General features: G+C 68.8%; 22 protein-coding genes. 7 read left to right on the plus strand and 15 right to left on the minus strand.

Annotation, left to right across the window (positions count from 1 at the left end):
* Window positions 1-73 precede the first annotated feature (73 nt).
* The 3 genes from holA to ACFWFP_RS26970 all read right to left on the minus strand — a co-directional run bounded on the left by holA (window position 74) and on the right by ACFWFP_RS26970 (window position 5,385).
* Window positions 74-1,045 carry a DNA polymerase III subunit delta gene (holA, locus tag ACFWFP_RS26960; RefSeq protein ID WP_379299510.1) on the minus strand — a complete coding sequence of 324 codons (972 nt, stop codon included), beginning with the start codon at window positions 1,043-1,045 and terminating at the stop codon, window positions 74-76.
* The gene (locus tag ACFWFP_RS26965; protein WP_379299512.1) at window positions 1,042-3,798 is read right to left on the minus strand and encodes a ComEC/Rec2 family competence protein; all 2,757 of its coding nucleotides are present in this window, start codon (window positions 3,796-3,798) and stop codon (window positions 1,042-1,044) included. The genes holA and ACFWFP_RS26965 overlap by 4 nt, the downstream gene beginning before the upstream one ends.
* Before the next feature lie 567 nt (window positions 3,799-4,365).
* Window positions 4,366-5,385 (minus strand): ComEA family DNA-binding protein, encoded by a 1,020-nt coding sequence (locus ACFWFP_RS26970; protein WP_379299514.1) that lies wholly within the window; start codon window positions 5,383-5,385, stop codon window positions 4,366-4,368.
* 179 nt (window positions 5,386-5,564) lie between these two features.
* On the opposite strand from ACFWFP_RS26970, the gene ACFWFP_RS26975 reads away from it, so the two are divergent.
* Window positions 5,565-6,527, plus strand: a complete 963-nt coding sequence (locus ACFWFP_RS26975) for a DUF2332 domain-containing protein (RefSeq protein WP_379299516.1) — start codon at window positions 5,565-5,567, stop codon at window positions 6,525-6,527.
* Window positions 6,528-6,532: 5 nt separating this feature from the next.
* On the opposite strand, the gene lexA is transcribed toward ACFWFP_RS26975, so the two are convergent.
* The 12 genes from lexA to ACFWFP_RS27035 form a co-directional block, all read right to left on the minus strand.
* Window positions 6,533-7,183: a transcriptional repressor LexA gene (lexA, locus tag ACFWFP_RS26980; RefSeq protein ID WP_379299518.1), complete on the minus strand. Its 651-nt coding sequence runs from the start codon at window positions 7,181-7,183 to the stop codon at window positions 6,533-6,535.
* Window positions 7,184-7,216: 33 nt separating this feature from the next.
* A complete protein-coding gene (locus ACFWFP_RS26985) occupies window positions 7,217-7,711 on the minus strand; it encodes a GNAT family N-acetyltransferase (RefSeq protein WP_379299520.1) in 495 nt (164 codons plus the stop codon).
* A 72-nt stretch (window positions 7,712-7,783) separates the two neighbouring features.
* Window positions 7,784-8,626, minus strand: coding sequence for a DegV family protein (locus tag ACFWFP_RS26990; protein ID WP_379299522.1), 843 nt, complete (start codon window positions 8,624-8,626; stop codon window positions 7,784-7,786).
* Between the two features lie 3 nt (window positions 8,627-8,629).
* Window positions 8,630-10,303 carry a diglucosylglycerate octanoyltransferase gene (octT, locus tag ACFWFP_RS26995; RefSeq protein WP_379299524.1) on the minus strand — a complete coding sequence of 558 codons (1,674 nt, stop codon included), beginning with the start codon at window positions 10,301-10,303 and terminating at the stop codon, window positions 8,630-8,632.
* Window positions 10,293-10,952: a histidine phosphatase family protein gene (locus tag ACFWFP_RS27000; protein ID WP_379299526.1), complete on the minus strand. Its 660-nt coding sequence runs from the start codon at window positions 10,950-10,952 to the stop codon at window positions 10,293-10,295. The genes octT and ACFWFP_RS27000 overlap by 11 nt, the downstream gene beginning before the upstream one ends.
* Window positions 10,949-11,365 (minus strand): ribosome silencing factor, encoded by a 417-nt coding sequence (rsfS, locus tag ACFWFP_RS27005; protein ID WP_056821472.1) that lies wholly within the window; start codon window positions 11,363-11,365, stop codon window positions 10,949-10,951. The genes ACFWFP_RS27000 and rsfS overlap by 4 nt, the downstream gene beginning before the upstream one ends.
* Before the next feature lie 46 nt (window positions 11,366-11,411).
* On the minus strand, window positions 11,412-12,053 hold the full coding sequence (nadD, locus tag ACFWFP_RS27010) for a nicotinate-nucleotide adenylyltransferase (RefSeq protein WP_101463962.1): 642 nt from the start codon (window positions 12,051-12,053) through the stop codon (window positions 11,412-11,414).
* Window positions 12,054-12,097: 44 nt separating this feature from the next.
* Complete coding sequence (locus tag ACFWFP_RS27015; RefSeq protein ID WP_379299528.1) at window positions 12,098-13,096, minus strand: hypothetical protein; 999 nt, start codon at window positions 13,094-13,096, stop codon at window positions 12,098-12,100.
* Window positions 13,097-13,257: 161 nt separating this feature from the next.
* Complete coding sequence (locus ACFWFP_RS27020; protein WP_379299530.1) at window positions 13,258-13,599, minus strand: MmcQ/YjbR family DNA-binding protein; 342 nt, start codon at window positions 13,597-13,599, stop codon at window positions 13,258-13,260.
* A gap of 11 nt (window positions 13,600-13,610) precedes the next feature.
* Window positions 13,611-15,002, minus strand: coding sequence for a VWA domain-containing protein (locus tag ACFWFP_RS27025; protein WP_379299532.1), 1,392 nt, complete (start codon window positions 15,000-15,002; stop codon window positions 13,611-13,613).
* A gap of 2 nt (window positions 15,003-15,004) precedes the next feature.
* Window positions 15,005-15,883 (minus strand): MoxR family ATPase, encoded by an 879-nt coding sequence (locus tag ACFWFP_RS27030; protein ID WP_358071885.1) that lies wholly within the window; start codon window positions 15,881-15,883, stop codon window positions 15,005-15,007.
* On the minus strand, window positions 15,880-17,145 hold the full coding sequence (locus ACFWFP_RS27035; RefSeq protein WP_379299534.1) for a glutamate-5-semialdehyde dehydrogenase: 1,266 nt from the start codon (window positions 17,143-17,145) through the stop codon (window positions 15,880-15,882). The genes ACFWFP_RS27030 and ACFWFP_RS27035 overlap by 4 nt, the downstream gene beginning before the upstream one ends.
* Before the next feature lie 154 nt (window positions 17,146-17,299).
* Here ACFWFP_RS27035 and ACFWFP_RS27040 point away from each other — a divergent pair, with 154 nt between their 5' ends.
* The 6 genes from ACFWFP_RS27040 to ACFWFP_RS27065 all read left to right on the plus strand — a co-directional run bounded on the left by ACFWFP_RS27040 (window position 17,300) and on the right by ACFWFP_RS27065 (window position 24,045).
* A complete protein-coding gene (locus tag ACFWFP_RS27040) occupies window positions 17,300-18,175 on the plus strand; it encodes a ribokinase (RefSeq protein WP_379299536.1) in 876 nt (291 codons plus the stop codon).
* Between the two features lie 81 nt (window positions 18,176-18,256).
* Window positions 18,257-19,480 carry an RtcB family protein gene (locus tag ACFWFP_RS27045; RefSeq protein ID WP_379299538.1) on the plus strand — a complete coding sequence of 408 codons (1,224 nt, stop codon included), beginning with the start codon at window positions 18,257-18,259 and terminating at the stop codon, window positions 19,478-19,480.
* Between the two features lie 62 nt (window positions 19,481-19,542).
* Window positions 19,543-21,666: a RecQ family ATP-dependent DNA helicase gene (locus ACFWFP_RS27050; protein WP_379299540.1), complete on the plus strand. Its 2,124-nt coding sequence runs from the start codon at window positions 19,543-19,545 to the stop codon at window positions 21,664-21,666.
* A gap of 172 nt (window positions 21,667-21,838) precedes the next feature.
* Window positions 21,839-22,939 (plus strand): methyltransferase, encoded by a 1,101-nt coding sequence (locus ACFWFP_RS27055; RefSeq protein WP_379299542.1) that lies wholly within the window; start codon window positions 21,839-21,841, stop codon window positions 22,937-22,939.
* A 61-nt stretch (window positions 22,940-23,000) separates the two neighbouring features.
* Entirely contained in the window at window positions 23,001-23,390 is a 390-nt protein-coding gene (locus tag ACFWFP_RS27060) for a hypothetical protein (protein ID WP_379299544.1), read from the plus strand.
* 217 nt (window positions 23,391-23,607) lie between these two features.
* Window positions 23,608-24,045 (plus strand): EXLDI protein, encoded by a 438-nt coding sequence (locus ACFWFP_RS27065; protein ID WP_379299546.1) that lies wholly within the window; start codon window positions 23,608-23,610, stop codon window positions 24,043-24,045.
* The last annotated feature ends 20 nt before the right edge of the window (window positions 24,046-24,065 follow it).

Consider the following 24,065-nt stretch of genomic DNA (forward strand, 5'->3'; position numbering starts at 1 on the left):
GGCGGTGCGGCGCGCCTGTTCAGCGGGGGCGAGTGCCGACGGCCGGCGAAGTGCGCAGCGGGTAACCGCTGGTTCAGCCGGTGGCGCGGAGGTCGAGGATGCGGGCGAGGGCGTGTTCCACGGCGTAGGTGGCGTCGGCGGCGCCACCTTTGACGTCGGCGTTGAGGGTGGCTACCACCTGCAGGGCGGTGCCGATGGTGGTGGGGTTCCAGCCGCGGGCCTGGGCTTGGGCTTTTTTGATCTTCCAGGGAGGCATGCCGAGCTTCTGGGCGAGGGCGAACGGGTCGCCGCGGCCCGCCGAGCCGACTTTGGCGATGGTGTGGACCGAGTCGGCGAGCGCGTCGGCCAGCAGGACGTGGGGAACGCCGCGGTCGGTGGCCCAGCGCAGGGCTTCCATCGCGCCGGGGCGGTCGCCGGCGACAGCGAGGTCGGCGACGTCGAAGCCGGTCACCTCGGCTCGGCCGGAGTAGTAGCGACGGACCGCGTTCGCGTCGACCTTGCCGCCGGTGTCCGATACCAATTGCGAACAGGCAGCGGCCAGTTCACGCAGCTCCGAACCGACCGATTCGAGCAGCGCCTGCACGACTTCGGTCGACACCTTCACCCCGAGTGCCCGGAACTCGCCCCGCACGAACTCCACGCGCTCGGCGCCCTTGGTGAGTTTCGTGCACTCGTGGACGGTCGCGCCCTTCTTCTGCAGTGCGGGCGCGAGCGCCTTGGCCCGTCCGCCGCCCGAGTGCAGCACCATCAGCACCACACCGTCGGGCGGGTCGGCCGCGGCCTCGGTGATCACCGCGACCGCGTCCTTGCCCGCTTCCGCCGCCGACTCGAGCACGATCACGCGGTCTTCGGCGAACAACGAGGGGCTGAGCAGCTCGGCCAGTTCGGCGGTGCTCGCGTCACCGGCGCGCAAACGATCCACGGGCACCGAATCCGGATCGGGCGCACAGGCCCGCACCTGCGCGGTCACCATCGCAACCGCACGTTCGACCAGCAGTTCCTCGTCGCCGAGGACCAGATGCACCGAGGCAGGGCGTTCGCTCACCAGGCGATCCTACGTACGCCCACCGACATCCCCTGGCGCCGACCTCGGGCATGTTGCCGAGCATCGTCGTTGCGGTGTGCGTGGCTGAGTTCGACCGGACTGTCCACGGCACCGGACGGACTCGGCCACCGGGGATGGCGTGCTGCTCGTTCTTCCTGGACACCACCGAGCATCGAAGTCGTCGTGTCGCGCGTCAGGCCGGATCGAGATCCTCGACGCCGTCCAAGCGCGAGGTCCGTGCCGCGCAGGCGTGCGCGTCGACGAGACGTGACGGTCCGCAGATCGGCGGCGGTCCCCACGATCACGACGTCACCGTCGAGGTCGGTCCGAGCGACGGTGGCGCCGAGCGCGGCGAGGGTCGTGGTCACCGTGGGGTGCGGATGACCGAAGGTGTTGTCCGACCCGGCACTGACCAACGCCAGGCGTGGTCCGACGGCACGAAGGAATTCCGGTGTGGTGGTGCGTGATCCGTGATGGGGCACCTTGAGGATGTCCGCCCGGACATCCTCGCCGCGTATGATCCGGGTCTGCGCCTCGGCCTCGATGTCACCGGTGAACAGGATCGTTCCGGCCGGAGTGCGAGCCCGCATCACCAGCGACCGATCATTGGCCTCATCGGCCGCCAGTGACGCCGGAACGTCCTGGCTCGGTGCCAGCACACGTATACCAACTGCACCGAAGGTCATTTCGTGCCCCGCGTGGAGTTCCATCAACGGAATACCCGCAGCACCAGCCAGTTCCGCCACCCGCTCGACTCCGCCTGTCTCGCCACCGTGACCATGCGATTCTCGTTGGGAGACAGTGTGTTCCGCCGACGGGCTAGTGTCCTTCGCCTGCCTCTCCCCCGGCGTCCCACGCGGGCACACATGCCGACCTCCTGTCGTTGAACGCGAAGGCGTTCCGGTGGGCGCTGTGAGGTTCGGCGCTGCCGACAACGTGGCCCGCGTCGGCCCAGCAGTGCGGTCTGCGACGGCACACGCTTCGGCAATGGCTGAGCGGAGTTCGCCCGGGGCGGTGGCTATGGCATCGACCGTGCGGCCTCGGAGGGCGCCGGTGAGTCCGTTGATGTGATCGGCATGGGGATGAGTGAGGACAAGTACTGGGATGTGGGTGATTTCGAGGCGGTCCAGGCAGGCCCGGATCGGGCGTGGGTCGGGGCCGACGTCGACGACGACCGCAGCACCGGGACCAACCGACAGAGCCAAGCCGTCGCCCTGTCCGACGTCACACATCGCCAGCACCCAGCCCGATGGTGGCCAGCCCGGCTGCAAGAAGCGCACCGGAAGCAGAACGATCGACACTCCCAGCGCCACCACGGCGAGGAGCCTGCGGGTGCGCGACCAGCGCAATGCCGCCACGACCACGACGACGATCACTGTCGCGACCGACCCCGCGACCGCGCCGCCCGGCACCGTTATCGTGGCCCCCGGCACCGCGGCCGCATGATCCGCGACGCCGAGCAACCACCACATCGGTGGTCGCACGCACCACAGCACCCATACCGCGGCGTCTCCCCATACGCAGGCCACTACCGCGCCCACCGCACCGATCACCGTGATCAGCCCGACCACCGGTGCGACGAGCGCGTTCGCCACGATCGCCACCAGGCTCACCCGCCCCGACAGGGCAACCATCAGCGGCACGGTGACGACGAAGGCGGCCGCCGACACCGAGACGATCTCCGCGGGTGCGCGCCACCAACCGTGCGCCCGCAACCAGTCCGCCCAGCTGGGCGCGAGCAAGATCAGCCCCGCAGTCGCGAGCACCGACAGTGCGAACCCCGCGCTCACCGCCAACTGCGGTGCAACGGCGAGCAATCCGATCACCGCCGCACACAGCGCCGGAAGCGCCTGCTTGCGTCTGCCGGTGAGCAGCGCCAGCACGGTCACCGAGCCCATCGCCGCCGCGCGCAACACACTCGGATCGGGGCGGGCGATGACGACGAACAGGACGACAACCCCCGCCGCCGCGGCGGCACTGGTCCGCGGGCCTGCCGTGAGCAGGCGGGCGAGCGCCAACAGGGCCGTCAACAGAATCGTGAAGTTGGCGCCGCTGACCACACAGAGGTGCTGCAACCCAGCGATTTCGAACGCGTCACGCACGTGGTCGGGCAGCGCGACGGTGTCACCGACAACGAGCGCGGGCAGCAATCCCGCCGCGGCAGGCGGCAGTGCCCTGGCGGATGCGTTCACCAGATCCGTTCGCACGCTCGCCGCGAGCCGCTGCCACCACGGCGGCGCACCGATCCGCTTCGGTGCGTCGGTGGCGTGCAGGGTGGCAACGGTCAGGTCGGGGCGGTTCGGCTCGCTGACCTCAGCCCGGAATCGCACCATTTGCCCCGGCGACAGCTCAGCCCACTCACTGCCCTGCGCGAGCACCACAATCGAACCGCCGGCTTGCGTCCATGCTGTGCCCTGACCGAACTCGCGCAGACCCGCACGCACAATCCACCGCCGCTTACCACCGAACCCATCGGCGCGCACGGGTTTCGCGTCATCGGTGACCACCGCGAGCACGTTCACCGAACGGCCGAACGACTCTCGCAGCGGGTGTGCCTGGACATGATGCTCCTGCCAAGCACCTGCCGCCGCGAACCCCGCGCCGAGCAGCATCGTCGCCAACGCGGTTACCGCGGCAACCCGCCACCGTTCCCGCCGATGCGCCATCGCCCACAGCAGCATCACCCACAACCCGATCGCCACCGCGACTGACGCAACCGCCAGCACCAACCCCGCGACCCATCCCACAGTCACCGCGACAATCGTCGCCACCCAGCACCCCAGCGCCGCAGGAACCAACCGCATATCGAGGACCTGTTGCTCCGGTTCCCCCTCCCCCGTCGCAACCTGTTGCCCCATGCCGATCCGGCGTCCCGGCTCCCGCCCCACCGCCTCCCAGATCCCCGCTGCCCGCGTCCATCGACGCCGAGCCGACCGCCCCGGCGAAGCAGGATCACGATCAGCTGCTCCCGGCCGCACACGCCGGTCCGAACCTCCCGGCATCGCCCCCACGCGCGGTTCGAGGCTCGTTCGTCGGCGCTGCTCCTCCCGAACCGCTCCCTCGCCCGGCGCGTGACTCATCCGCCTGCCGTGTCGCCGGGTCGGGCCGTGCCGCTGCCCGGGCCGACCACACCATCCGCAGTACAGGGGCTTTCGCCCGATCCGAGTGGGCAGGTGAGCCGGCGGAGATCACCTGATCCCGGCGCGCTGTCCTGCACTATTTCGGTGGCCTGATCTGTGACAGACCCGGTTCCGAGCCGTGCGCACGGCCACACCGGGCAGGTCACGCGATCACATCCACGTGGGGTGTCTTCGGGTAGATCATGTCGTCACCAGGTCGCGGAGTCGAGCCAGCCGGGCCGGACCGATGCCGTCCACCTCGCCGAGTTGAGCGACATCGCTGAAGCGCCCATTGGTGGTGCGCCACGCGAGGATTGCCTTGGCGGTGACCGGGCCTACCCCGGGCAGCGCGTCCAACTCGGCTTCTGTTGCGGTGTTCAGATCGACGCGGGAGTTGCCGGGCGAGACACCTGCCGTGTGGTCGGCGGTGCTCGAACCTGCTGTGCTCGAACCTCCTTGCTTCGAGCTCGCGGTGCCGCCGGCGCCGGGCGGGGTCACAGGTGCGCGACCAGCGCCGATCATGATGCTGCCGAGGCGTGGTTGGCCGGATTGGGGATCCGTCGCTCCGACTACGACCTGGTCCCCGTCCGCAAGTCGTTGAGCCAGGTTCAGTCCTGCCAAGTCGGCGCCTTCACGAATACCTCCCGCCTTCTCCACAGCGTCGGCGATCCGAGAACCTTCCGGCAAGCGGTGCAGCCCGGCTCGTTCGACCAGGCCGACCACGCTGACGACGACATCGGCGCTCGTGGCCGGACCTTGACCGGACACAGCCGCGACCACGGTGGCCGGGCCGGGCTGTACCGCGACACTTTCCGCCCGCAGCACAGGCACCGGCGGTACCGCCCGCGCCACCGGCTGATCTCGCAGCACCATCACACCGGTGAGCACCACAGCGATGACCCCGACCAGCCCGAGCACCAGCGCGCCGCGACGACCCGGATCCAGCCGAGCGTCCCGAAAGCGCGCCGGCACCAGGCGGTTTCGCCGCGGCGATCCACCGTCGTCGAGCCACCCGGGTGTCCCCACCGCACCTGCTTGTCCGGCAGACGGTGCGAGTTCGTCATCGTCCCAATGTCCTTCCCCGTCGTCAGGGCGCACAGCACTGTTCCTCGCCTCCATCCCGGACGCGCGCAGTGGCTGAATGCTCGGACGTTCTCGCTCGCGCACCGCCAGCCCACCCAACCGCTGCCGTACTCGCTCGTGCTCTTCGTGTCGTGACATGGCTGCGACGCTAGGCCGACGCCGCCCTGGCACACCGCTGCCGACCTGGGCTTCGAAGAAACCTGTGGATAACTCCGAACCTGTGGACAACGCACCCGCAGGCGACCTTCGGACCCGGAATCTCCTCTGCCCGAATAGATACCGTGCGCCCATGACCGATTCGAAGTACTCAGGAACACATGGAACTCGCACAAAGATTCCGCGACTTCGCACTCCTCGAAGCGCTCGGAAATTCCCCGCTCTATCATCGACGAGCGCTGGATATCAGCGTGGACGCGGAGGTACTGGCGCTGATCGCCCAATTGCCCACGGACAAACAGCAGCCCAATCTGATCCTGGCTGCGGCGCGAGTGCACGGCGCGACCGCGACTGCCTACCACGAGTTCCGCGACCAGCTGCGCGAGAACTGGTCGGCGATCTCCGCGACCGCGCTGCGCCGACGTACACAGACGAACGAGGCGGGCCGGGTGGCCACCCTTCTGCCGGTGCTGGCCCGCCTGCCCGGGCCACTGTCACTCATCGAAGTCGGCGCCTCGGCCGGACTGTGCCTGTACCCGGACCGTTTCAGCTACCGATACAACACCGCCGCGCTGGATCCCGCCGACGGTCCGTCACCGGTTGTGTTGACCTGCACGACAACCGGAGCGGTACCGATCCCGAACCGGCTCCCCCGGGTCGTCCATCGGGCAGGAGTAGATCTGAACCCGCTCGAGGCAGGCAACAGCGACGACCGACAGTGGCTGTCCGCGCTCGTCTGGCCGGGTCAGGACGAGCGGCTGTCACGCTTGCGTTCGGCCTGCGCGATCGCGGCGGCCGATCCACCGACCATCGTCACCGGCGACCTGAACGAGCAGGTCACCGAGCTGGTACGCGCGGCACCGCGCGACAGCACGGTGGTGGTGTTCCACAGTGCCGTGCTCAGCTACCTCTCGCCTCAGGCGCGGGCGGACTTCCGGTCGACGGTGCGCGACCTGCCCTGCCACTGGGTTTCGCAAGAGGGCCCCGGGGTTCTCAGCTCGCTGGCCGACCGACTGCCCCCACGCGAGAGCACGACGGCCCGGTTGGTGCTCGCCCTCGACGACGAGCCGTTGGCTTTCGCCGGGCCGCACGGCCAGTCGCTGGACTGGTTCGGCCCGGCGTAGCGACCTCAGAGCCGGCGCATCACCGACACGACACGCCCCAGGATGACCGCTTCGTCACCGTCGATCACGGAGTAGGCGGGGTTGCGCGGTTCGAGATGGACGTGGCCGTTACGGCGGCGGTACACCTTGACCGTGGCTTCCTCGCCGATCATCGCCGCGACGATGTCACCGGAGTTGGCCTCGCGCTGACTGCGGACCACCACGAGGTCGCCGTCGCAGATCGCGGCATCGATCATCGAGTCACCACGCACCCGCAAGCCGAAAACCTCGCCGCGACCGACCAGTTCACGCGGCAGAGTCATGACGTCGTCGGGGTTGTGCTCGGCCAGGATCGGAGTGCCCGCCGCGATGTCGCCGACGACGGGCACCGATACCGAGGCGTCGGAGCCGGCGGCGGACGCGCCACGCAGGAACAGGCGCACGTCGATGGGTCGGGCCATGGTGGCGGCACGGCGAAGGAACCCGTCCTCCTCCAGCGCCTTCAGGTGCTGGGAGACCGTGGATGTGGAGCGCAGGCCCACCGCGTCGGCGATCTCCCGCGTGCTCGGCGCGTAGCCGTGGGCAAGCACCGAATCCCTGATCACGGCGAGGATGTGTTGCCTGCGGGGAGGCAGGTTCGCGGCGTCGAGGTGGTCGAAGTCGTCGTATCCGGTCATCGGGGAATCGTAGATCCCCCCGCGATCACCACTTCAGTCCAGGTTCCTCGCGAAACAGTTCGACTGCGGCAGGACGTGATACGGCGCGAACAGCGGAATCCGGTGATAGCCACTGCGCTCGTAGAAGCGCACCGCCTCCGGCTGCAGATGCCCGGTCTGCAGGATCATTCGGGGCCGGCCGGCCGCGCGCACGGATGCTTCGGCGGCGTGCAACAGCGCGGTCGCGGTTCCGGTGCCCCGATAGGCGGGTCGCACGAACATCCGCTTGAGTTCGAGGTCACCGGCGTTCCAGCGCACCGCGGCGTGCCCGACAGGCTCCGCACCCACGTACGCGACGAAGGTCTGGTGCACGGTCGTGTGGTCGACCGAGATCGGCGAGGGACCGGGCAAAGCGAGCTCGAGATGGGCGTAGCGGGGACGGACCTCCGCCGACATCTCCCCGCGCAGCGTCTCGGCATCCGGATCGTCCCACTCGACGGCGAGTACTCGTGGCGAAATGTCGGTCTGTGGAGAAGTGTTACCAGCCATGACAACCACGGTAGGCACCAGATCCTCGTCACCGGACTGATTGCCCTCAGCGAGATTCTGAACCGCCACCGATCAGACACATCCGCCCGGCACCACCGCGACGCCGAGTGCGCCGACGCCGAGGTGCACCCCGAGCGCGGGACCGAACTCGGCGACATAGAGCTCTTGCACCTGCGGCAGCTGCTCACGCAGTTGCGCCGCGATGTTCTCGGCGGCCTCGGGAACACCGAGATGCTGGATGCCCAATGCCGCACCATCGGATGCGGCAGCGTCCACCGCAGCAGCCACCAGCTTGGCGTAGGCGCGCGATCTGGTTCTCACCTTCTCGCGCATTTCGAGCTTGCCCTCCACCAGCTGCAGCAGCGGCTTCGTCACCAGTTCGCTGCCGAAGAACGCGGCGGCACTACTCAGCCTGCCGCCCTTGCGGAGTTGCTCGGTGCGGTTGACCAGGATGAACGTGCGCGAACGAGTCGCGGCCGATACCGCGCGCTCGTAGACATCGTTCAGCGCCTCGCCGGCCTTCGCCCGACGCGCGGCGGCCAGCACGGGCAGACCGGTCGCCAGGCCCGCCCCGAGCGAATCGACCACGCGCACACGATCTTCGGCGCCCATGTCGCGCACCGCCTGGCGACCCGACTCCCACGTCGCCGACAACAGGCGCGACAGATGGACAGCCACGACACCGTCGCCGTCGCTGTGGCTCAGTGCGCGTTCGTAGACTTCGCGCAGTTCTCCGGGCGAAGCGGCCGACGTGGTGACCGAGTCGGCGGTGTAGTCGATCTCGATCGGATCGACGCCCTCCCGGATCTCCCGCTCGCCGACGAGCACATGCAACGGCACCACTTCGATACCGAGCTCGGCGACGAGATCAGCGGACAACCCCGCCGCCGAATCGGTGACCACGACAACGGCCACGGACTACCGGACCTCCTGCAGCGCCTTCGTCATCGCCGTCGCCACCGCCGCGTGCCCGGCCCAGCCCCAGTGGATGCCATCCGGGTTGGCCGACCCCGACTCGATGTCGTCGCGCACGGCCTCACCGAGGTCGACGAGCGGCACCGACGTGCGACCCGACCACGCCTGCAATGCCTTGACCGCCCGCGCCCTGCCCCGGTGGACCCGCCCGTAGGCGTCGCACTTGTGTACCGACGGCAGCACCGCCACGACAGGCAGCTCCGGACGCAGATGGTTCAGCGCGGTTCGCGACTGCTCGAGGTAGTCCACGCTCACCTTCGGCGGAAGGGCAACCGGGCGACCGAGTTTCGACAGCTTCGGCTGCAACCAGTTGTAGGAAGCCCGCACGCCACGGCGCAAACGCGGCGGTCGGATGTAGCGGATCATCTCCCGCAACGCGGTGGGCAGCGGGGACGGCAGCGTGTCCATGCCGCCGACGGCGAACACGACGGCCCCGGCGCGCGGCACCGCGGCCCACACCCGAGGATCTCCGATCAGCGCCCAGTAGGCATCGCGACAGGTCCAGCCGATCCGAGCGATCAGCTCGACATCCCAATCCAGTTCCGCGGCGACCATATTCGGCCAGATCCGTGGATCGTCGGCAGGCAGCCCGCCCTTCGGCCCGTAGTAGGCGAGCGAGTCGGCGATCACGAGCAGCACAGGACGCGGCGCGGCCGACTCCACCGGCCTCGGCGACACGGCTTCCTCGACGAGCAGCGAACCAGCCGGCTCGGCGGCGACCGATTCACCGTGCGAGGCAGCAGGGTTCGCAGTCGGCTCGACTGCGAGATCCGCGTCCGTGGCAGGCGAAGATGTCAGCAAGCCGTCCGCGGTATCGAGGTCCACGTCCGGGAGTGCGGCGGAAGGATCGACCTGCGCATCAGCAGAACCGATGTCGGCGGCGGCCATCACCTCAGCCGAGGAAACGTCGGACGAGGTCGTGGCGCCGGACTGAACCGGGCGGGTCGCTTCCGATCGGAGTGTTTGCGGCGCAGCCAGATCCGTCGTTGCGGCGGCATCCGCGGACGGTTCCGCGGAGATTTCGCTACTGGAAGCCGAGACCGCATCCGCCGCAGCGCTATCCGCAGTGGCCTCGACGGTATCGATCTGTACCGCACCGGAATCCGGATCGCCGAGTTCGTCTGTCGAACCGCCAGCTGCGACAACGTCCACCGAGGCCGTGCCACCGGGCGTCTCACTATCTGCTTCCTGCACAGCAGAACCGGACGCGATGTCGACAGTCTCGTGTGCGCCCTCGGCATCGTCACCGACCGAGGTGACCGCACTGTCGCCGTCGACATCGCTGTCCGGGGAAACATCGGCGGCCGAGGGCCCCGAATCCGCTGTCCCCGAGCCGGACTCGACGGCGTCTGCCGCCGGGTCCACCGGCTCGGGTTCCGCGACGACCGGCGGGGGCAGCGGGCCGAACAGGGCATCGGGCAGCGATCGTGCGCTGCGCGCGGTGACCTGCTTGAAGAGTTCGTCCGGTACCGAACGGATCGGCTCCTCGCGCTCTGCGCGCGCGGGCCGAGCGGGTGGCGGGCCGAATAGCGCGTCCGGCAATTGCCGTCCGGCTTTGGCCGTCACCTGCTGGAACATCTCATCAGGTACTGATCGGTCGGGCTCTTCATTGGACATCGGGAGCTACCTTCGCCGCTGCGTTCCACACATCAAGGCGCCAGCCGGGTCGGTCGATGTCCGGGCCGTGACTGGAAAGCTGCACCCAGCTGGTATTGGCCAGCCCGCCGAGGGCGGGCCAGTTCTCCGGTGGCAGTTCCAGCAACGCGGCCGTCAGAGCAGCGATCAGCCCGCCGTGCGCAACCAGGATGATAGTCCGGCCGGGCCAATCCTGCCGCTCGTTGTACAGTTCGCGCACCACAGGCAGGGACCGGGCACCGACCTCGAGTTTGCTCTCGCCGCCGGGCGGTGTGTAGGTGGCATCGAGACGCCACTGCACGCGCGCACCGGGGTAATCGGCGTCGACTTCGAGGTGGGTCAGGCCTTCCCAGTCGCCCAGGTGGGTCTCGCGCAGCCGCGGATCGGTGAGGACAGGCAGATCGCTGATGTCACCGAGCGCCTGCGCGGTTTCCTTGGCGCGACGCAGATCGGAGGCGTGGATCGCGATGGCGTTGCGTGAACCCAGTTCGCGCGCAGCCTCTTTGGCCTGCTGGCGACCGAGTTCGGTGAGATCGGTGTCGATCTGACCCTGCATCCGGTCGGCCGCGTTCCATTCGGTCTGCCCGTGCCGCAACAGGATCAGGTTGCGCACATGGGCGTACTTGCTCACTCGTTGATTCCCTCTACCTGCGCGTCGTCGTCCGCGGCCGGAGTCGGGAGTGCGGCGATGCCTTCGACGGGAACCGCCGGGCAGTCACGCCACAGGCGCTCGAGGGCGTAGAAGTTGCGCTCGTCGTTGTGCTGGACGTGCACGACGATATCGACATAATCGAGCAGCGCCCAGCGACCCTCACGGGTGCCTTCGCGACGGACCGGCTTGTGACCGGCTTCGCGCAGCTTGTCCTCGATGTTGTCGACGATCGCGTTGACCTGGCGCTCGTTGGGCGCCGACGCGATGACGAAGCAGTCGGTGATCACCAGCTGCTCGGAGACGTCGAGAACGACGACATCGGTGGCGAGCTTGTCGTCGGCGGCGAGTGCGGCGACCGTGGCCATCTCGATCGCTTCGGTAGAGGCACTCATGCGGTCTCCTCCTGCGGGGTCAGACCCTCGCTCATGTGGCTCAACGTCAGCTACCTTCCGTTCCTGCGGGCACGTAGAGGTGCCGCTTCGATATGTACTGCACCACGCCGTCGGGGACGAGGTACCAGACCGGCCGACCCTCCGCGGCGCGGCGGCGGCATTCGCTCGACGAGATGGCCAGCGCGGGGATCTCGACCATCGTCACGGCGTCGGCGGGAAGGTCCCGCAGATGCTCCTCGAGATGATCGGTGTTCAGTTCGTAACCCGGCCGGCTCACCCCGACGAACTTCGCCAGTTCGAACAGTTCGGTCCAATCCTGCCATGTCAGGATGTTGGCCAGCGCGTCCGCACCGGTGATGAAGTACAGCTCCGCGTCGGGATGCGCGTTTTGCATCTCGCGCAGGGTGTCCACCGTGTAGGTGACCTTGTTGCGTTCGATGTCGGCCCGGCTGACGGAGAACCTCGGGTTGGACGCGGTGGCGATGACCGTCATCAGATAGCGATCCTCGGCGGGGCTGACCTGCTTGTTGACCTTCTGCCACGGCTGGCCGGTCGGCACGAAGATCACTTCGTCGAGCTCGAACCGGTTCGCGACCTCGCTCGCCGCGACCAGGTGGCCGTGGTGGATCGGGTCGAAGGTGCCGCCCATGACGCCGAGCTTGCGGCGCGGCCGAGCTGTTTCGTGCATGAGGTCTGAGCTTAATCCGGCCCATGGGATCGGGGCGGACCGGACTACTCCGCGGCATCGCGACGCTCGCGGGGTCCCGACGCCTGCGCGCACATCTGCGCGAATTGGGCACGGGTGCGTTTGAGCTCTTCGACGAGGTGCGCGGCCGGCTCGGCGGCTACCCGGCGATCCAGCTCGGTCAGCAACACATCGATCGTCACCCACCACGGCCCGCGCACGCGCCCCTTCGGCCCGCGCAGTTGCAGCCAGGCGGCGGCGCGCAGGCAGCGGGCCCGCGGCACGATCTTGTCCTGTTCGCCCCACAGCCCCGCGGCGCGCAGATAGCCGCCGAGCGCCTCGGACTCCTGCCCACAGCACTCGCGCGCGACCGCGCCCGACCAGACCAGATCGGCATGGCGGCGGCGCAACGCGGGCGTACCGGCGATCAGCCGCGCGGCCTCGGCGAACTGCCAGGCGGCCTGGCGGTAGCGGCCGACGTGGTTCAGCGATTCGGCGAACTGGGCGCGCACCAGCGCGAGCTCGGCGGGTGGGTAGCCGACGGGGCCGGTGAGCAGTGGACGGTCGAAGGCGACCACCGCTTCGCCGTGCCGACCCGCACGGTGCCAGGCGCGACCCGCGACCAGCCACAGGTGGACCGAGTCCGCCCGCGAGATCGGCTGCCAGCAGGCGGCGGCCGAGGCGGCGGCGCGCGCCACATCGCGGTCACGGCCCGGCTGGGCGGCGACCGCGGTTACCAGCTGAGTGCGCATCGCGGCGAGTTCTCGCCCCGCCAGTTCGCCCGCGCCGACAACCAGGGCCCGACGCAGTTGCTCCTCCGCTGCCGCGGGAGCGTCCGCCAGTCGCGCGGCGGCGAGCGCGGCCACACGCCGCGCCGCCCGCGCGCCCGAGCCCGGCGCGAGAGGACGCGCATCCGCACCGAACGAACCCGCCGCGAGCGCCGTGGCCTGCCATGCTCCGACCGAACCCGCCTCGAAGCCGCCGACAGGCGGAAGGTGCGGTTCTTCCCGGGGCGAATCGTTCTCGTTCGCGAACGGATCGTTCACCGGGCGGAGCTCGCCGACCGCGCGAGCGCACGACCCGGCAGCACCATCCCTGTATCCGATATCGGTCGATCGGATCGCTCGTCGTCGCGCGACGCCCCTGCCAGCATGGGCGTGATCTTGGTAGCCGTGCCATGTGAGGCGCTTAACGTCGGCTGAAGTGCTCAGGTGGTGGGGCGCTTCGACTTCGGCAGCTTGGCCACGACCGCGTCGTAGGAGGCGTCGATCAGCTCGCGTAGTTCGTCGTCCGGCACCCCGGCGCCGACGCGGATGCTGTTCCAGCCGTAGCGGCCGATGTAGGCCGAGACGGTGACGTCGTCGGGGTAGATAGTGACCAGTTCGTCGGCTTCGGTGCGGTCACGCCCGCACTTGAGCCCGATCGACGTGCCCGCGCCGAGGAACGCGAAGACTTTGTCGCCGACCTTGGCGACGGTGTCGCCCTCCCACGGCTCGTCTTCCCAAGCGCCCGGTTTGGCCAGGCAATAGGCCAAGACGTCGACAGTCATCGTCAGCTCCTTCAGACAGGCAACAATCGGGAGACCACCTCGGTCAGCTGCCGCGCTGACCGGCATTCGTGCATCTCGATCACCGAACCGTAGTCGCGCGCCGCTGAATCGCCTGTCCCCCACAGGTTCTCGGGTTCCGGATTCAGCCAGTGCGCGTGCCGGGCGGTGCCGACCAGTTCGCGCAGGGTGTCGAGCTGCGGGTTGCGGTAGTTGGTGCGGCCGTCGCCGAGAACCAGTAGCGAGCTGCGGCTGGTGACGGCTTCACCGAAGTTCTCGGCGAAGCTGGTCAGCGCGTAGCCGTAGTCGGAGTGCCCGTCGGCGTCGATGATGCGCGACTCGGTGAAGATCCGGGTCATCACATCGTCGAGGCCCGCATACGGCTCGAAGAAGCTCGTGACCTCGTCGGTGCGGTCGACGAACGCGAAGATCCGCACCCGGGAGAACTGCTCACGCAGCGCGCTCACCAGCAACAGGGTGAAGTTGCTGAACCCGGCGACCGAGCCCGAGATATCGCACAGCAGCACCAGTTCCGGTCGTCCGGGGCGCGGCTTGCGATTCACCAGGTCGATCGGCACCCCGCCCGTGGACATCGAGGCACGCAGGGTTTTGCGCAGATCGATTTCGCCGCGCCGAGCGCGTTTGCGCCGCACCGCCAGCCGGGAAGCCAGGATCCGGGCCAGTCGCTGAGTGCCGCGCCGCAGTTCGGTGAGTTCGCGTTCGGAGGCGCGCAGGAAGTCGGCGTCCTCGGCCTGGCGCGCGACACCGTAGGTCGCGACGCGTTCGCGCCCGATCTGCTCTGCCACGCGCCGATTGGTCTCGGCCTCCACGCTGGCCCGGAACCCCGCGATGCGTTCCCTGGCGACTCGGCGGGCGACCTCGGTGTCGCGCTCGCTCGCGTCCGGGGGGAGGGCCAGACCCGCGAGCACCTTGGCCAGCAAGGACTGGGGCGCGAGATCTTTGAGGGCCTGGTACGCGGAGAACGACGGCCCGCGCGCGGACTGGTACTGCCCGAGCTGCTCGACCACCTGCCCGGCCAGCATCTGCAACTGCTCGCCACCGCCGTCGGCGGCGAGCATTTCGGCGAGCTGCTCACGAAGGGCGGCCAGGTCGATCCGGCCGTCGGGGGTGCGCGGCAGGTCAGCAGCCTCGGCGCTGCGATCACCCACGGCAACGGGAAACCACAGATCGAACAGTCCGTCGAAGGTGGCGCGATGGGTGGGCCTGCGCAGCAGCGCACAGGCCAGTCCCTCGCGCACCGCTTCGCGATCGAGCAGATCCAGCACGGTCAGTACCCGGCCCGCGTCGACGGTTTCCGAGGGTCCGACCGGCACGCCACGGGCGCGGAGCGCACCGACGAAACCGGCGACGTGGCCGCCGATTCCGTGGGGTGCTGGCGCGGTCATGATCAGGCCAGTTTCAGCTCGGCCAGCGCGCGCTGGTGATCGCTGCGGTGCTTGAGCACCACGCCGAGCGTTGCGCGCACGGTCGCGTCGTCGAGGTCGGCGGCGCCCAGCGCGAGCAAGGTGTTGCCCCAGTCGATCGTTTCGGCGACCGAAGGGAGCTTCTTGAGTTGCATGCCGCGCAGCACGTGCACCACGCGCACCAGTTGCTCGGCCACGGTGCTCGGGAGTTCCGGCACGCGGCTGGCCAGGATGCGGCGCTCGAGGTCTTCGTCGGGGAAGTCCAGGTGCAGGTACAGGCAGCGGCGTTTGAGCGCCTCCGACAGTTCCCTGGTGGCGTTCGAGGTGAGCACCACGAACGGCTTGCGGGTGGCGGTGATGGTGCCCAGTTCGGGCACGGTCACCGCGAAATCGCTGAGCACTTCGAGCAGCAGACCCTCGATCTCGACGTCGGCCTTGTCGGTCTCGTCGATCAGCAGCACCGTCGGCTCGGTACGGCGGATGGCGGTGAGCAGCGGGCGCGAGAGCAGGAACTCCTCGGTGAAGACGTCGGCTTTGGTTTCGGCCCAATCGTTTTCGCTCGACGCCTGGATCCGCAGGATCTGCTTGGCGTGGTTCCACTCGTAGAGCGCGCGAGCCTCGTCGACACCTTCGTAGCACTGCAGGCGGACCAGTTCGGCATCGGCGACCTGGGCGACCGCTCGCGAGAGTTCGGTCTTGCCGACACCGGCCGGGCCCTCGATGAGCAGCGGTTTGCCCAGCCGATCGGCAAGGAACACCGAGGTGGCCGTTGCCTTGTCGGCCAGGTAGCCGGTGGTGGCGAGCCGGGAGATGACATCGTCTACCGAGGTGAAGATCGGTTCCTGTACGAGAGTCACGATCACACCGGCCGAGTCTGGCCGTCGCCCCACACGATCCACTTCGTGGAGGTGAGTTCGGGCAGTGCCATCGGGCCGCGGGCGTGCAGTTTCTGGGTGGAGATGCCGATCTCGGCGCCGAAACCGAACTGCTCACCGTCGGTGAACGCGGTGGACGCGTTCACCATCACCGCGGCGGCGTCCACGCGGGCGGTGAACTCGCGAGCGGCGGCCAGATCGGCGGTGACGATGGCCTCGGTGTGGCCGGTCCCCCAGGTGTTGATGTGGTCGACGGCGGCATCGAGGCCGTCGACCACCTTCAGCGCGATATCCAGGGTGAGGTACTCCTCACCCCAGTCGGCATCGGTGGCCGGGACTTGACCGGGCAGGTCGCCGTGGATGGTGACCCCCGCGTCTTCGAGTGCCTTGCTGAGTCGGGGCAGCGCGGTCTCGACGACGGCGGCGTCGATGAGGACGGTCTCGGCGGCGTTGCAGACGCTGGGGCGGCGGGTCTTGGCATTGAGCACGATGGCCTCGGCCATGTCCAGGTCGGCGGCCGAGTGCACGTAGACGTGGCAGTTGCCGGTACCGGTCTCGATGGTGGGCACCTGCGCGTCACGGACGACCGCGTTGATCAGGCCCGCACCGCCGCGCGGGATCACCACGTCGACGAGGCCGCGGGCCTGGATCAGGTGGGTGACGCTGGAGCGGTCGTTGCTCGGCAGCAACTGCACGGCGTCGGCCGGAACACCCTGGGCGACAAGGGCTTCGCGCAACACCTCGACCAGGGCGGCGTTGGAGTTCGCCGCCGAGGACGACCCGCGCAGCAGCGCCGCGTTGCCCGATTTGAGAGCGAGACCGAACGCGTCGACCGTGACATTGGGCCGCGCCTCGTAGACCATGCCGACCACGCCGAGCGGGACCCGGGTCTGGCGGATCTCGAGGCCGTTGGGCAGCGTGGAACCGCGTACGACGACGCCCACCGGGTCGGGCAGGGTGGCGACCTGCCGCAGACCCGAGGCGATGCCGTCGACACGGTCCTTGGTGAGCCGCAGCCGGTCGAGCAGATTCTCCTCGGTACCGGCGGCCTGCGCGGTCGCGATGTCCTCGGCGTTGGCCGCGAGCACGCGATCGGCGGCGGCGAGCAGGGCGTCGGCCGCCGCGTGCAGGGCGTCGTTCTTCTGCGCCGTGGTCAGCTGAGCCAGCACACGGGACGCGACGCGAGCCCTGCGGGCGGCGTCGTGCACCGCTGCGCGGATGTCCAGCTCGGGGGTCACTTCTACCGTCATGGATATCAGCCTACGCAGTCCATCTCGCGCGCTCGACGCCACCCAGGACCCGGAATAGCCCTCCGACCGGCACCGGGACCGAGTTGTCCACAGGTTCGGCGACGCCGTCGGCACAGTTGTCCACAGGGACGCGGTCGCCGCTAGATTCGGCGTCATGGATCACACCGATTCGCCGGCCGTCGTCGTGCTGGGCAGCGTCAATATGGACCTGGTCACGACGGTTGCGCGCAGGCCCGCGCCGGGTGAGACGGTGCTCGGGAGCGATTTCGCGACCGTGCCCGGCGGCAAAGGAGCGAACCAGGCGATCGCGGCGGCACGATCCGGTGCGCGCGTGCGGTTCCTCGGGGCGATCGGCGACGACGCGTTCGGGACGGACCTGGCGGCCACGCTGTCGGAGGCAGGGATCGACATCACCTTGCTACGCAGGGTCGATGGCGCCAGCGGCATCGCCTCGATCGTTGTCGACGAGGCGGGCGAGAACAGCATCATCGTGGTGGCGGGAGCCAATGGGCGGGTCACCGAGTTGACGGCAGCCGAACTCGCCGCGATCGCGCACGCCGACATCCTGCTGTGCCAGTTGGAGATTCCGATCGACACGGTGCTCGCGGCGGCACAGCACGCCCGCGCGTCGGGCACCGTCGTCGCGCTCAATCCTTCACCGGTTCAGCCGCTGCCCGACGAATTGTGGGCAGCTGTGGACGTCGCGATCGTGAATTCGCTGGAGTCCGAGCAGTATTCGACCGAGCTGACACAGGTCGCGCATCTGGTGCGCACGCTCGGTGGGGACGGCGCGGTGTACCGCGACGCCGACGGAAACGAGCAATCCGTGGTCGGGCGCACCGTCGAGGTTCTCGACACGACAGGCGCGGGCGACGCGTTCACAGGCGCTCTGGTCGCGACCTGGAATCAGGGCGTGCCTACCGCGCTGAACTGGGCGAACACCGCCGGAGCACTGACGACCACCCGGCTCGGCGCGAGCTCGGCGATCCCCGGAAGCGACCGCATCGCGGCGGCCCTCGCCGCCGAGTGACCTGTCGGCGGCGGCGAAATTCAGGTGCGCCACTTCCGTCCCATCCCTACCGTTGGTCCTTCATCCAGGAGAGGACCGGCCATGTTTCCCGTCGAGCTGCGCGGTACGCGAGCGCAGACGCTCATGTGGGCAGAAGAGCACGAGATCGAGCAGTCAGCGCTGCGCCAGCTTCGCAATATCGCGAACCTGGAATGGGTGCACGGACTGCGCGTGATGCCCGATGTGCACCTGGGTAAAGGGGCGACAGTCGGGTCCGTGATCGCGATGCGTGACGCGGTGGCGCCCGCCGCCGTCGGGGTGGATATCGGGTGCGGGATGGAGAGCGTGAAGACCGATCTCACCGCCGCCGATCTGCCCGATGGCCTGCGCTCGTTGCGCAGCCGGATCGAGAGCGCGGTACCGGTCGGCTTCCAGGCGCACAAGGACGCCGTGAACGTCACGAAGCTGGGCGCGGAGTTCGCGGGGTCGCACGGGCAGGCCGCGTTGCGGGCCAACAGCTGGGAGCGTTTCTGGCGTTCGTTCGGCGAGCTGCATCCCGGCGTCTCCCAGCTGCAGTCCAAGGCGCACAAGCAGATCGGGTCGCTGGGCGGCGGCAATCACTTCATCGAGGTCTGCCTCGACCAGGACGACGCCGTCTGGATTCTGTTGCACTCCGGCTCGCGCAATATCGGCAAGGAACTCGCCGAGCGGCACATGGCGGTGGCCCGCGCGCTGCCGCACAACCAGTCGCTGCCGGATCGCGATCTGGCCGTCTTCGTCTCGGGGACCGCGGAAATGGATGCCTACCGGCGTGACCTCACCTGGGCGCAGGAATACGCCGCGCGCAATCGCGCGGTGATGCTGTCGCTGGTGTGCCGTGCGGTGCGCGACGAATTCGCCGGGCGCGAGGTGCGTTTCGACGAACCCATCTCCTGTCACCACAACTATGTGGCCGAGGAGATCATCGACGGTGAGCCGATGCTGGTGACCCGCAAAGGCGCGGTGCGGGCCGGATCCGGTGAACTCGCGTTGATTCCGGGGTCGATGGGGACGCGGTCGTATGTGGTGCGGGGCAAAGGGAATCCGGCGTCGTTCCAGTCGGCCTCGCACGGTGCGGGTCGGCGATTGAGCCGGTCGGCGGCCAAGCGGCAGTTCACGGTCGCGGATCTGGTCGCGCAGACCGAGGGTGTGGAATCGCGCAAGGACGCGGGCGTGGTGGATGAGATTCCGGCCGCGTACAAGGACATCGATCAGGTGATCGCGGCGCAAGCCGATCTGGTCGATGTGGTGGCGACGCTGCGTCAGGTGCTGTGCGTGAAGGGCTGATCCGTCGCCGGACGTCTGTGCTGCCCATCGAACCTGTCGGAGGTGTACGGCACGATGGGCGCATGACCTCACCCGCAGGCAACGATGTGCTCGACCTGACGGCTCCTGACCTGCGCGAACGAGCCGAACAGCTGCTTCGTGAACTCGCCGGGCCCGACGCGCGGTTGCGGGAGGATCAGTGGATCGCGATCGAGGCGCTGGTGGTGCAGCGCAGGCGGGCGCTGGTCGTGCAACGGACCGGCTGGGGTAAGTCCGCGGTGTATTTCATCGCGGCCAAGCTGCTGCGCGGGGCGGGGCGGGGTCCGACGGTGATCGTGTCGCCGCTGCTGGCGTTGATGCGCAACCAGGTGGCGGCCGCCGAGCGGGCCGGGGTGGTGGCGGCCACGATCAACTCGGGCAATGTCACCGAGTGGGACGAGATCCATCAGCGGGTGGCCGACGGTGCGGTCGACGTGCTGCTGGTGAGCCCGGAACGGTTGAACAACCCCGACTTTCGCGATCAGGTGCTGCCGCGGCTGGCTGCCGACGCCGGACTAGTCGTCATCGACGAAGCGCACTGTGTGTCGGATTGGGGCCACGATTTCCGCCCCGACTACCGCCGCATCCGCACGTTGATCGCCGACCTCGGGTCGGAGGTGCCGGTCCTGGCGACCACCGCCACGGCCAACGACCGGGTGGTCAACGACGTGGCCGGACAGATCGGCACCGACACGCTGGTGTTGCGCGGCACGCTGGATCGCGAATCACTACACCTGTCGGTGGTGCGGTTCGACGACGCGGTGCGGCGCACAGCGTGGCTGGGTGAACAGCTGCACCGGATGCCGGGCTCGGGCATCATCTACTGCCTCACGGTCGCAGCGGCCAACGATCTGGCCGACCTGCTGAACTCCCACGGCCACACCGTGGCCGCCTATACCGGCCAGACCGACCCGGCCGAACGCGAGGTACTCGAGGCAGCGCTGCTGAACAACGAGGTCAAGGCGTTGATCGCGACGTCGGCGCTGGGTATGGGGTTCGACAAGCCGGATCTCGGTTTCGTCGTTCACGTCGGTGCGCCGTCCTCGCCGATCGCCTACTACCAGCAGGTCGGTCGTGCGGGGCGCGGTACCGAACGTGCCGAGGTGGTCCTGCTGCCCGGTCCCGAGGACGCGCGGATCTGGAGCTACTTCGCCTCCGTCGCCTTCCCGCGTGAGCACATCGTGCGCTCGGTGCTCGCCGCGCTGGACACCGAGCGGGCGATGTCGACGGTGGCGCTCGAACCGCTCGTCGAGCTGAACCGATCACGCCTCGAGATGGTGCTCAAGGTGCTCGACGTCGACGGTGCCGTGCGCCGGGTGCGCGGGGGGTGGCTCTCGACCGGCCAGGACTGGACCTACGACACCGAGCGCTACGAGGGCCTGGCCGCGGCACGCGACGCCGAACAGCAGGCGATGATCGACTATCAGTCGACGTCGTCGTGCCGGATGACCTTCCTGCGTCGCCAGCTCGACGACCCCGGCCTTGACGGACTCGCGACAGCGGAACTGGATTGTGGCCGCTGCGACAACTGCACCGGCACCCGGGCCGACACCACCGTCGACGATGCCGCGATCGCCGCCACCCGAGCCCGCCTCGACCGTCCCGGCCTCGACCTCGCCCCCCGCAAACAGTGGCCGAGCGGCATGGCGAAATTGGGAATCCCGTTGTCGGGCAAGATCTCCGGTGGCGCCGAGACCGGTCGTGTGCTCGGCCGACTCACCGACCTGGGCTGGGGCATGCGGTTGCGCACCCTGCTCGACGCCGCGGACGCACCGGTCCCCGACGCGGTCTTCGACGCCTGCATCGCGGTGCTGCGCGACTGGACCTGGACCACCCGCCCCACCTCGGTGCTGGCCCTCGAATCCCCCCGCCACCCCCAGCTCACCACCAGCCTCGCGCAACGCCTGGCCCAGATCGGCCGCCTGGACAACCTCGGCACCCTCCACACCAGACCCGACCGGCCCCCGGTCTCCGCGGCGAACTCCGCGCACCGGGTCGCCGGGCTGTTCGACTCCTGGGAGATCCCCGATCTCTCCGGGGTCGACGGACCGATCCTGCTCGTGGACACCCTCACCGACACCGGCTGGACCATGACCGTCGCCGCCCACGCCCTGCGCACCAGCGGCGCCGACGCGGTCCTGCCGTTCGCGCTGGCGACGCCGACCTGATTCCGACAGCGGAGCGGACGGCTGTCGATCGCACCGGCGATCGACAGCCATCCTCGGCTCGGCGAGGTCGCACGGCGCGCCTTCGCCGAAGGGCTCACCGACGCCCGGGTGGATCGACAATCCCGTACGCTCAGCACGTACGCGCAGGTCAACCGGCCGACAGGGAGTCGACATGACGTCCACCGCTCCGAAGAAGCTTCCCCCGCTGCCCCTGCTCCGCGTGATCGACCGCGTGCGTGACACGCTCGCCGGACTACATCGCGCACTCGTCCCCGGTCACATCGCGCTGCTGGAACTGCAGGTCGCGGGTTTCCTCTCCCAGGCCATCAGCGCCGCCGCCGAACTCGGAGTGGCCGATGAGCTGGCCGACGGCCCGCGTACGGCGAAACAGCTCGCCGCGGCGATCGAGGTCGACGAGGAGGGACTGCGCAGGCTGATGGTCCTGCTGGTGAGCTACGGCATCTTCGACCAGCGCCGGGACGGCCGCTACGCCCTCACTCGAATCGGCAATGCGTTGCGGAGCGACGCCGAGGTGACACTGCGTGATCTGTGCCGGTTCTTCGGGTCCCCGTTCCATCGCAACCACTGGACTCACCTCACCGACGCGGTCCGCACCGGCGAGGCCGTGGGCCGGGACCTCGACGGTGCGAGCTTCTTCGAGTACGCGGCCGAGCACCGCGAGATCGGCGAACTGTTCGACAACGCGATGACCAGCATCAGCACGCTCGCGCTCGAACCATTGCTCGCGGCTTACGATTTCGGGCAGTTCGGCACGCTCGTCGATGTGGGCGGCGGGCGCGGCAGTCTGCTGATCGAGATCCTCGGCAGGTATCCGGCGGCCACCGGCGTCGTGTTCGACCTGCCGAGTGTGCGCGACGATCTCACGGCCGACCTCGCCGCGGCCGGGCTCGCACACCGCTGTGCGGCGGAAGCCGGCTCGTTCTTCGAGTCGGTGCCCCAGGGTGGTGACGTCTACCTGCTCAAGCACATCCTGCACGACTGGTCCGATGCTCAGGCCGAGCAGATCCTGCGCACCGTGCGCGCCGCGATGAGCCCGAGGGCGACGCTGCTGGTGGTCGAGCTGGTGCTGCCCGAGCACGGGCGACCGCACCCGGCGAAGTTCATCGATCTGGAGATGCTGGTGAACACCGAGGGCGGCCACGAACGCACCGAGGCCCAGTTCCGCGAGCTGCTGGCACGCAGCGGCTTCACCCTCGCGCGCACGGTGGAGACGGCGGCGCCGGATCGCGTCCTCGAGGCAGTTCCGCGCTGACTCGCTCGACACGCCGTCGCCGATGGGGTGCGCACCGTGTGACCGGTGCTTCAATGCGGCTATGACCAGGACCTCATTTGCTCGAACCCTGATGGCCGTCGCCGCGGGCTGTGCGGCCGGATTCACCCTGTTGACCGTTCCCGCCCAGGCGTCGAACGAGAACCCCCTCGACTGCGCCGGCGTGGCGGGCGCGCAGGCCGCTGCCGACCGCGAGAGCGCGGCCCGCGGTATCGCGATCATCCCGCTGTGCTTCAGCGGCGGTCTGTACAGCGGCATCCACGCGGGGATCCCGCTGGCTGTGCTGAACCCGCTGACCATGCCGGGTACCGCGAGCGTGTGCGTCGACGAACGCGGAACCGTCGAGGCGGCAGCGAGATTCGAATGGACCGACCGGGTCCACGTGATGCCGATGTGTATCCAGAATCGGGCGTTCGGGGTCTACGAGCTGTAGTTCCGCCCCGCACGGAGCGGTCCGCACGGAGTCGATCCGTGCGGACTTTTTTTGCCTCTTGCTCTATACGTATACATCTACATATAGTGAGTCGGACGGAACGAGTACTGGTACCGCACAACTGAACACAGACCCACGACGACGGCCCGGAACACGGGGCACGCCGCTCGTACACCCATGCCCACATGCGCACTGCCTTATCGAATCGGAGTAATCGATGACCACCGAACCCGTGTACGACACTGCCGTAGACACCACCGAGACGAACACCGACAACGACGGGTTCGCTCCGATTCTGGTCAAGGTCGGTCCCGGTGGCGGCCGTACCCAGCGCTTCACCGGCCGTCAGGTCGGCGAATCACGCCAGGTGACGCGCAAGGCCATCGAAACAATCCGCGTCTATCTCACCCGCAAGGGCAAGTTCCTGGTGCACAAGCAGACCTGCGCGTGGTCGGACTACAACGAGCTCGGCGACTGGACCGTGGACTGGAAGAACTGGCGCTCGATCCTCGGCAAGGGCGAGCAGAGCTGGGGCGCCTACACCACCGAGGTGGTCGATTCGGTCGACGCGCTGCGTCCACTGGTCTCCCCGAAAGTCCACCTGATGATCGTCGACCGCGTCCAGCACCCGCTCAACCACGACCTCGACATCTGACCAGCCAGACCGGAAAAGGA

This window comes from Nocardia sp. NPDC060249 (assembly GCF_042728755.1).
Taxonomy (GTDB): Bacteria; Actinomycetota; Actinomycetes; order Mycobacteriales; family Mycobacteriaceae; genus Nocardia.

Coding starts and splice junctions, on each gene's coding strand:
- ACFWFP_RS26970 (WP_379299514.1), bottom strand. CDS start 5,385: ATGTCACGACACGAAGAGCACGAGCGAGTACGGCAGCGGTTGGGTGGG.
- ACFWFP_RS26975 (WP_379299516.1), top strand. CDS start 5,565: ATGGAACTCGCACAAAGATTCCGCGACTTCGCACTCCTCGAAGCGCTC.
- lexA (WP_379299518.1), bottom strand. CDS start 7,183: ATGACCGGATACGACGACTTCGACCACCTCGACGCCGCGAACCTGCCT.
- ACFWFP_RS26985 (WP_379299520.1), bottom strand. CDS start 7,711: ATGGCTGGTAACACTTCTCCACAGACCGACATTTCGCCACGAGTACTC.
- octT (WP_379299524.1), bottom strand. CDS start 10,303: ATGTCCAATGAAGAGCCCGACCGATCAGTACCTGATGAGATGTTCCAG.
- rsfS (WP_056821472.1), bottom strand. CDS start 11,365: ATGAGTGCCTCTACCGAAGCGATCGAGATGGCCACGGTCGCCGCACTC.
- nadD (WP_101463962.1), bottom strand. CDS start 12,053: ATGCACGAAACAGCTCGGCCGCGCCGCAAGCTCGGCGTCATGGGCGGC.
- ACFWFP_RS27020 (WP_379299530.1), bottom strand. CDS start 13,599: ATGACTGTCGACGTCTTGGCCTATTGCCTGGCCAAACCGGGCGCTTGG.
- ACFWFP_RS27025 (WP_379299532.1), bottom strand. CDS start 15,002: ATGACCGCGCCAGCACCCCACGGAATCGGCGGCCACGTCGCCGGTTTC.
- ACFWFP_RS27035 (WP_379299534.1), bottom strand. CDS start 17,145: ATGACGGTAGAAGTGACCCCCGAGCTGGACATCCGCGCAGCGGTGCAC.
- ACFWFP_RS27040 (WP_379299536.1), top strand. CDS start 17,300: ATGGATCACACCGATTCGCCGGCCGTCGTCGTGCTGGGCAGCGTCAAT.
- ACFWFP_RS27045 (WP_379299538.1), top strand. CDS start 18,257: ATGTTTCCCGTCGAGCTGCGCGGTACGCGAGCGCAGACGCTCATGTGG.
- ACFWFP_RS27050 (WP_379299540.1), top strand. CDS start 19,543: ATGACCTCACCCGCAGGCAACGATGTGCTCGACCTGACGGCTCCTGAC.
- ACFWFP_RS27055 (WP_379299542.1), top strand. CDS start 21,839: ATGACGTCCACCGCTCCGAAGAAGCTTCCCCCGCTGCCCCTGCTCCGC.
- ACFWFP_RS27060 (WP_379299544.1), top strand. CDS start 23,001: ATGACCAGGACCTCATTTGCTCGAACCCTGATGGCCGTCGCCGCGGGC.
- ACFWFP_RS27065 (WP_379299546.1), top strand. CDS start 23,608: ATGACCACCGAACCCGTGTACGACACTGCCGTAGACACCACCGAGACG.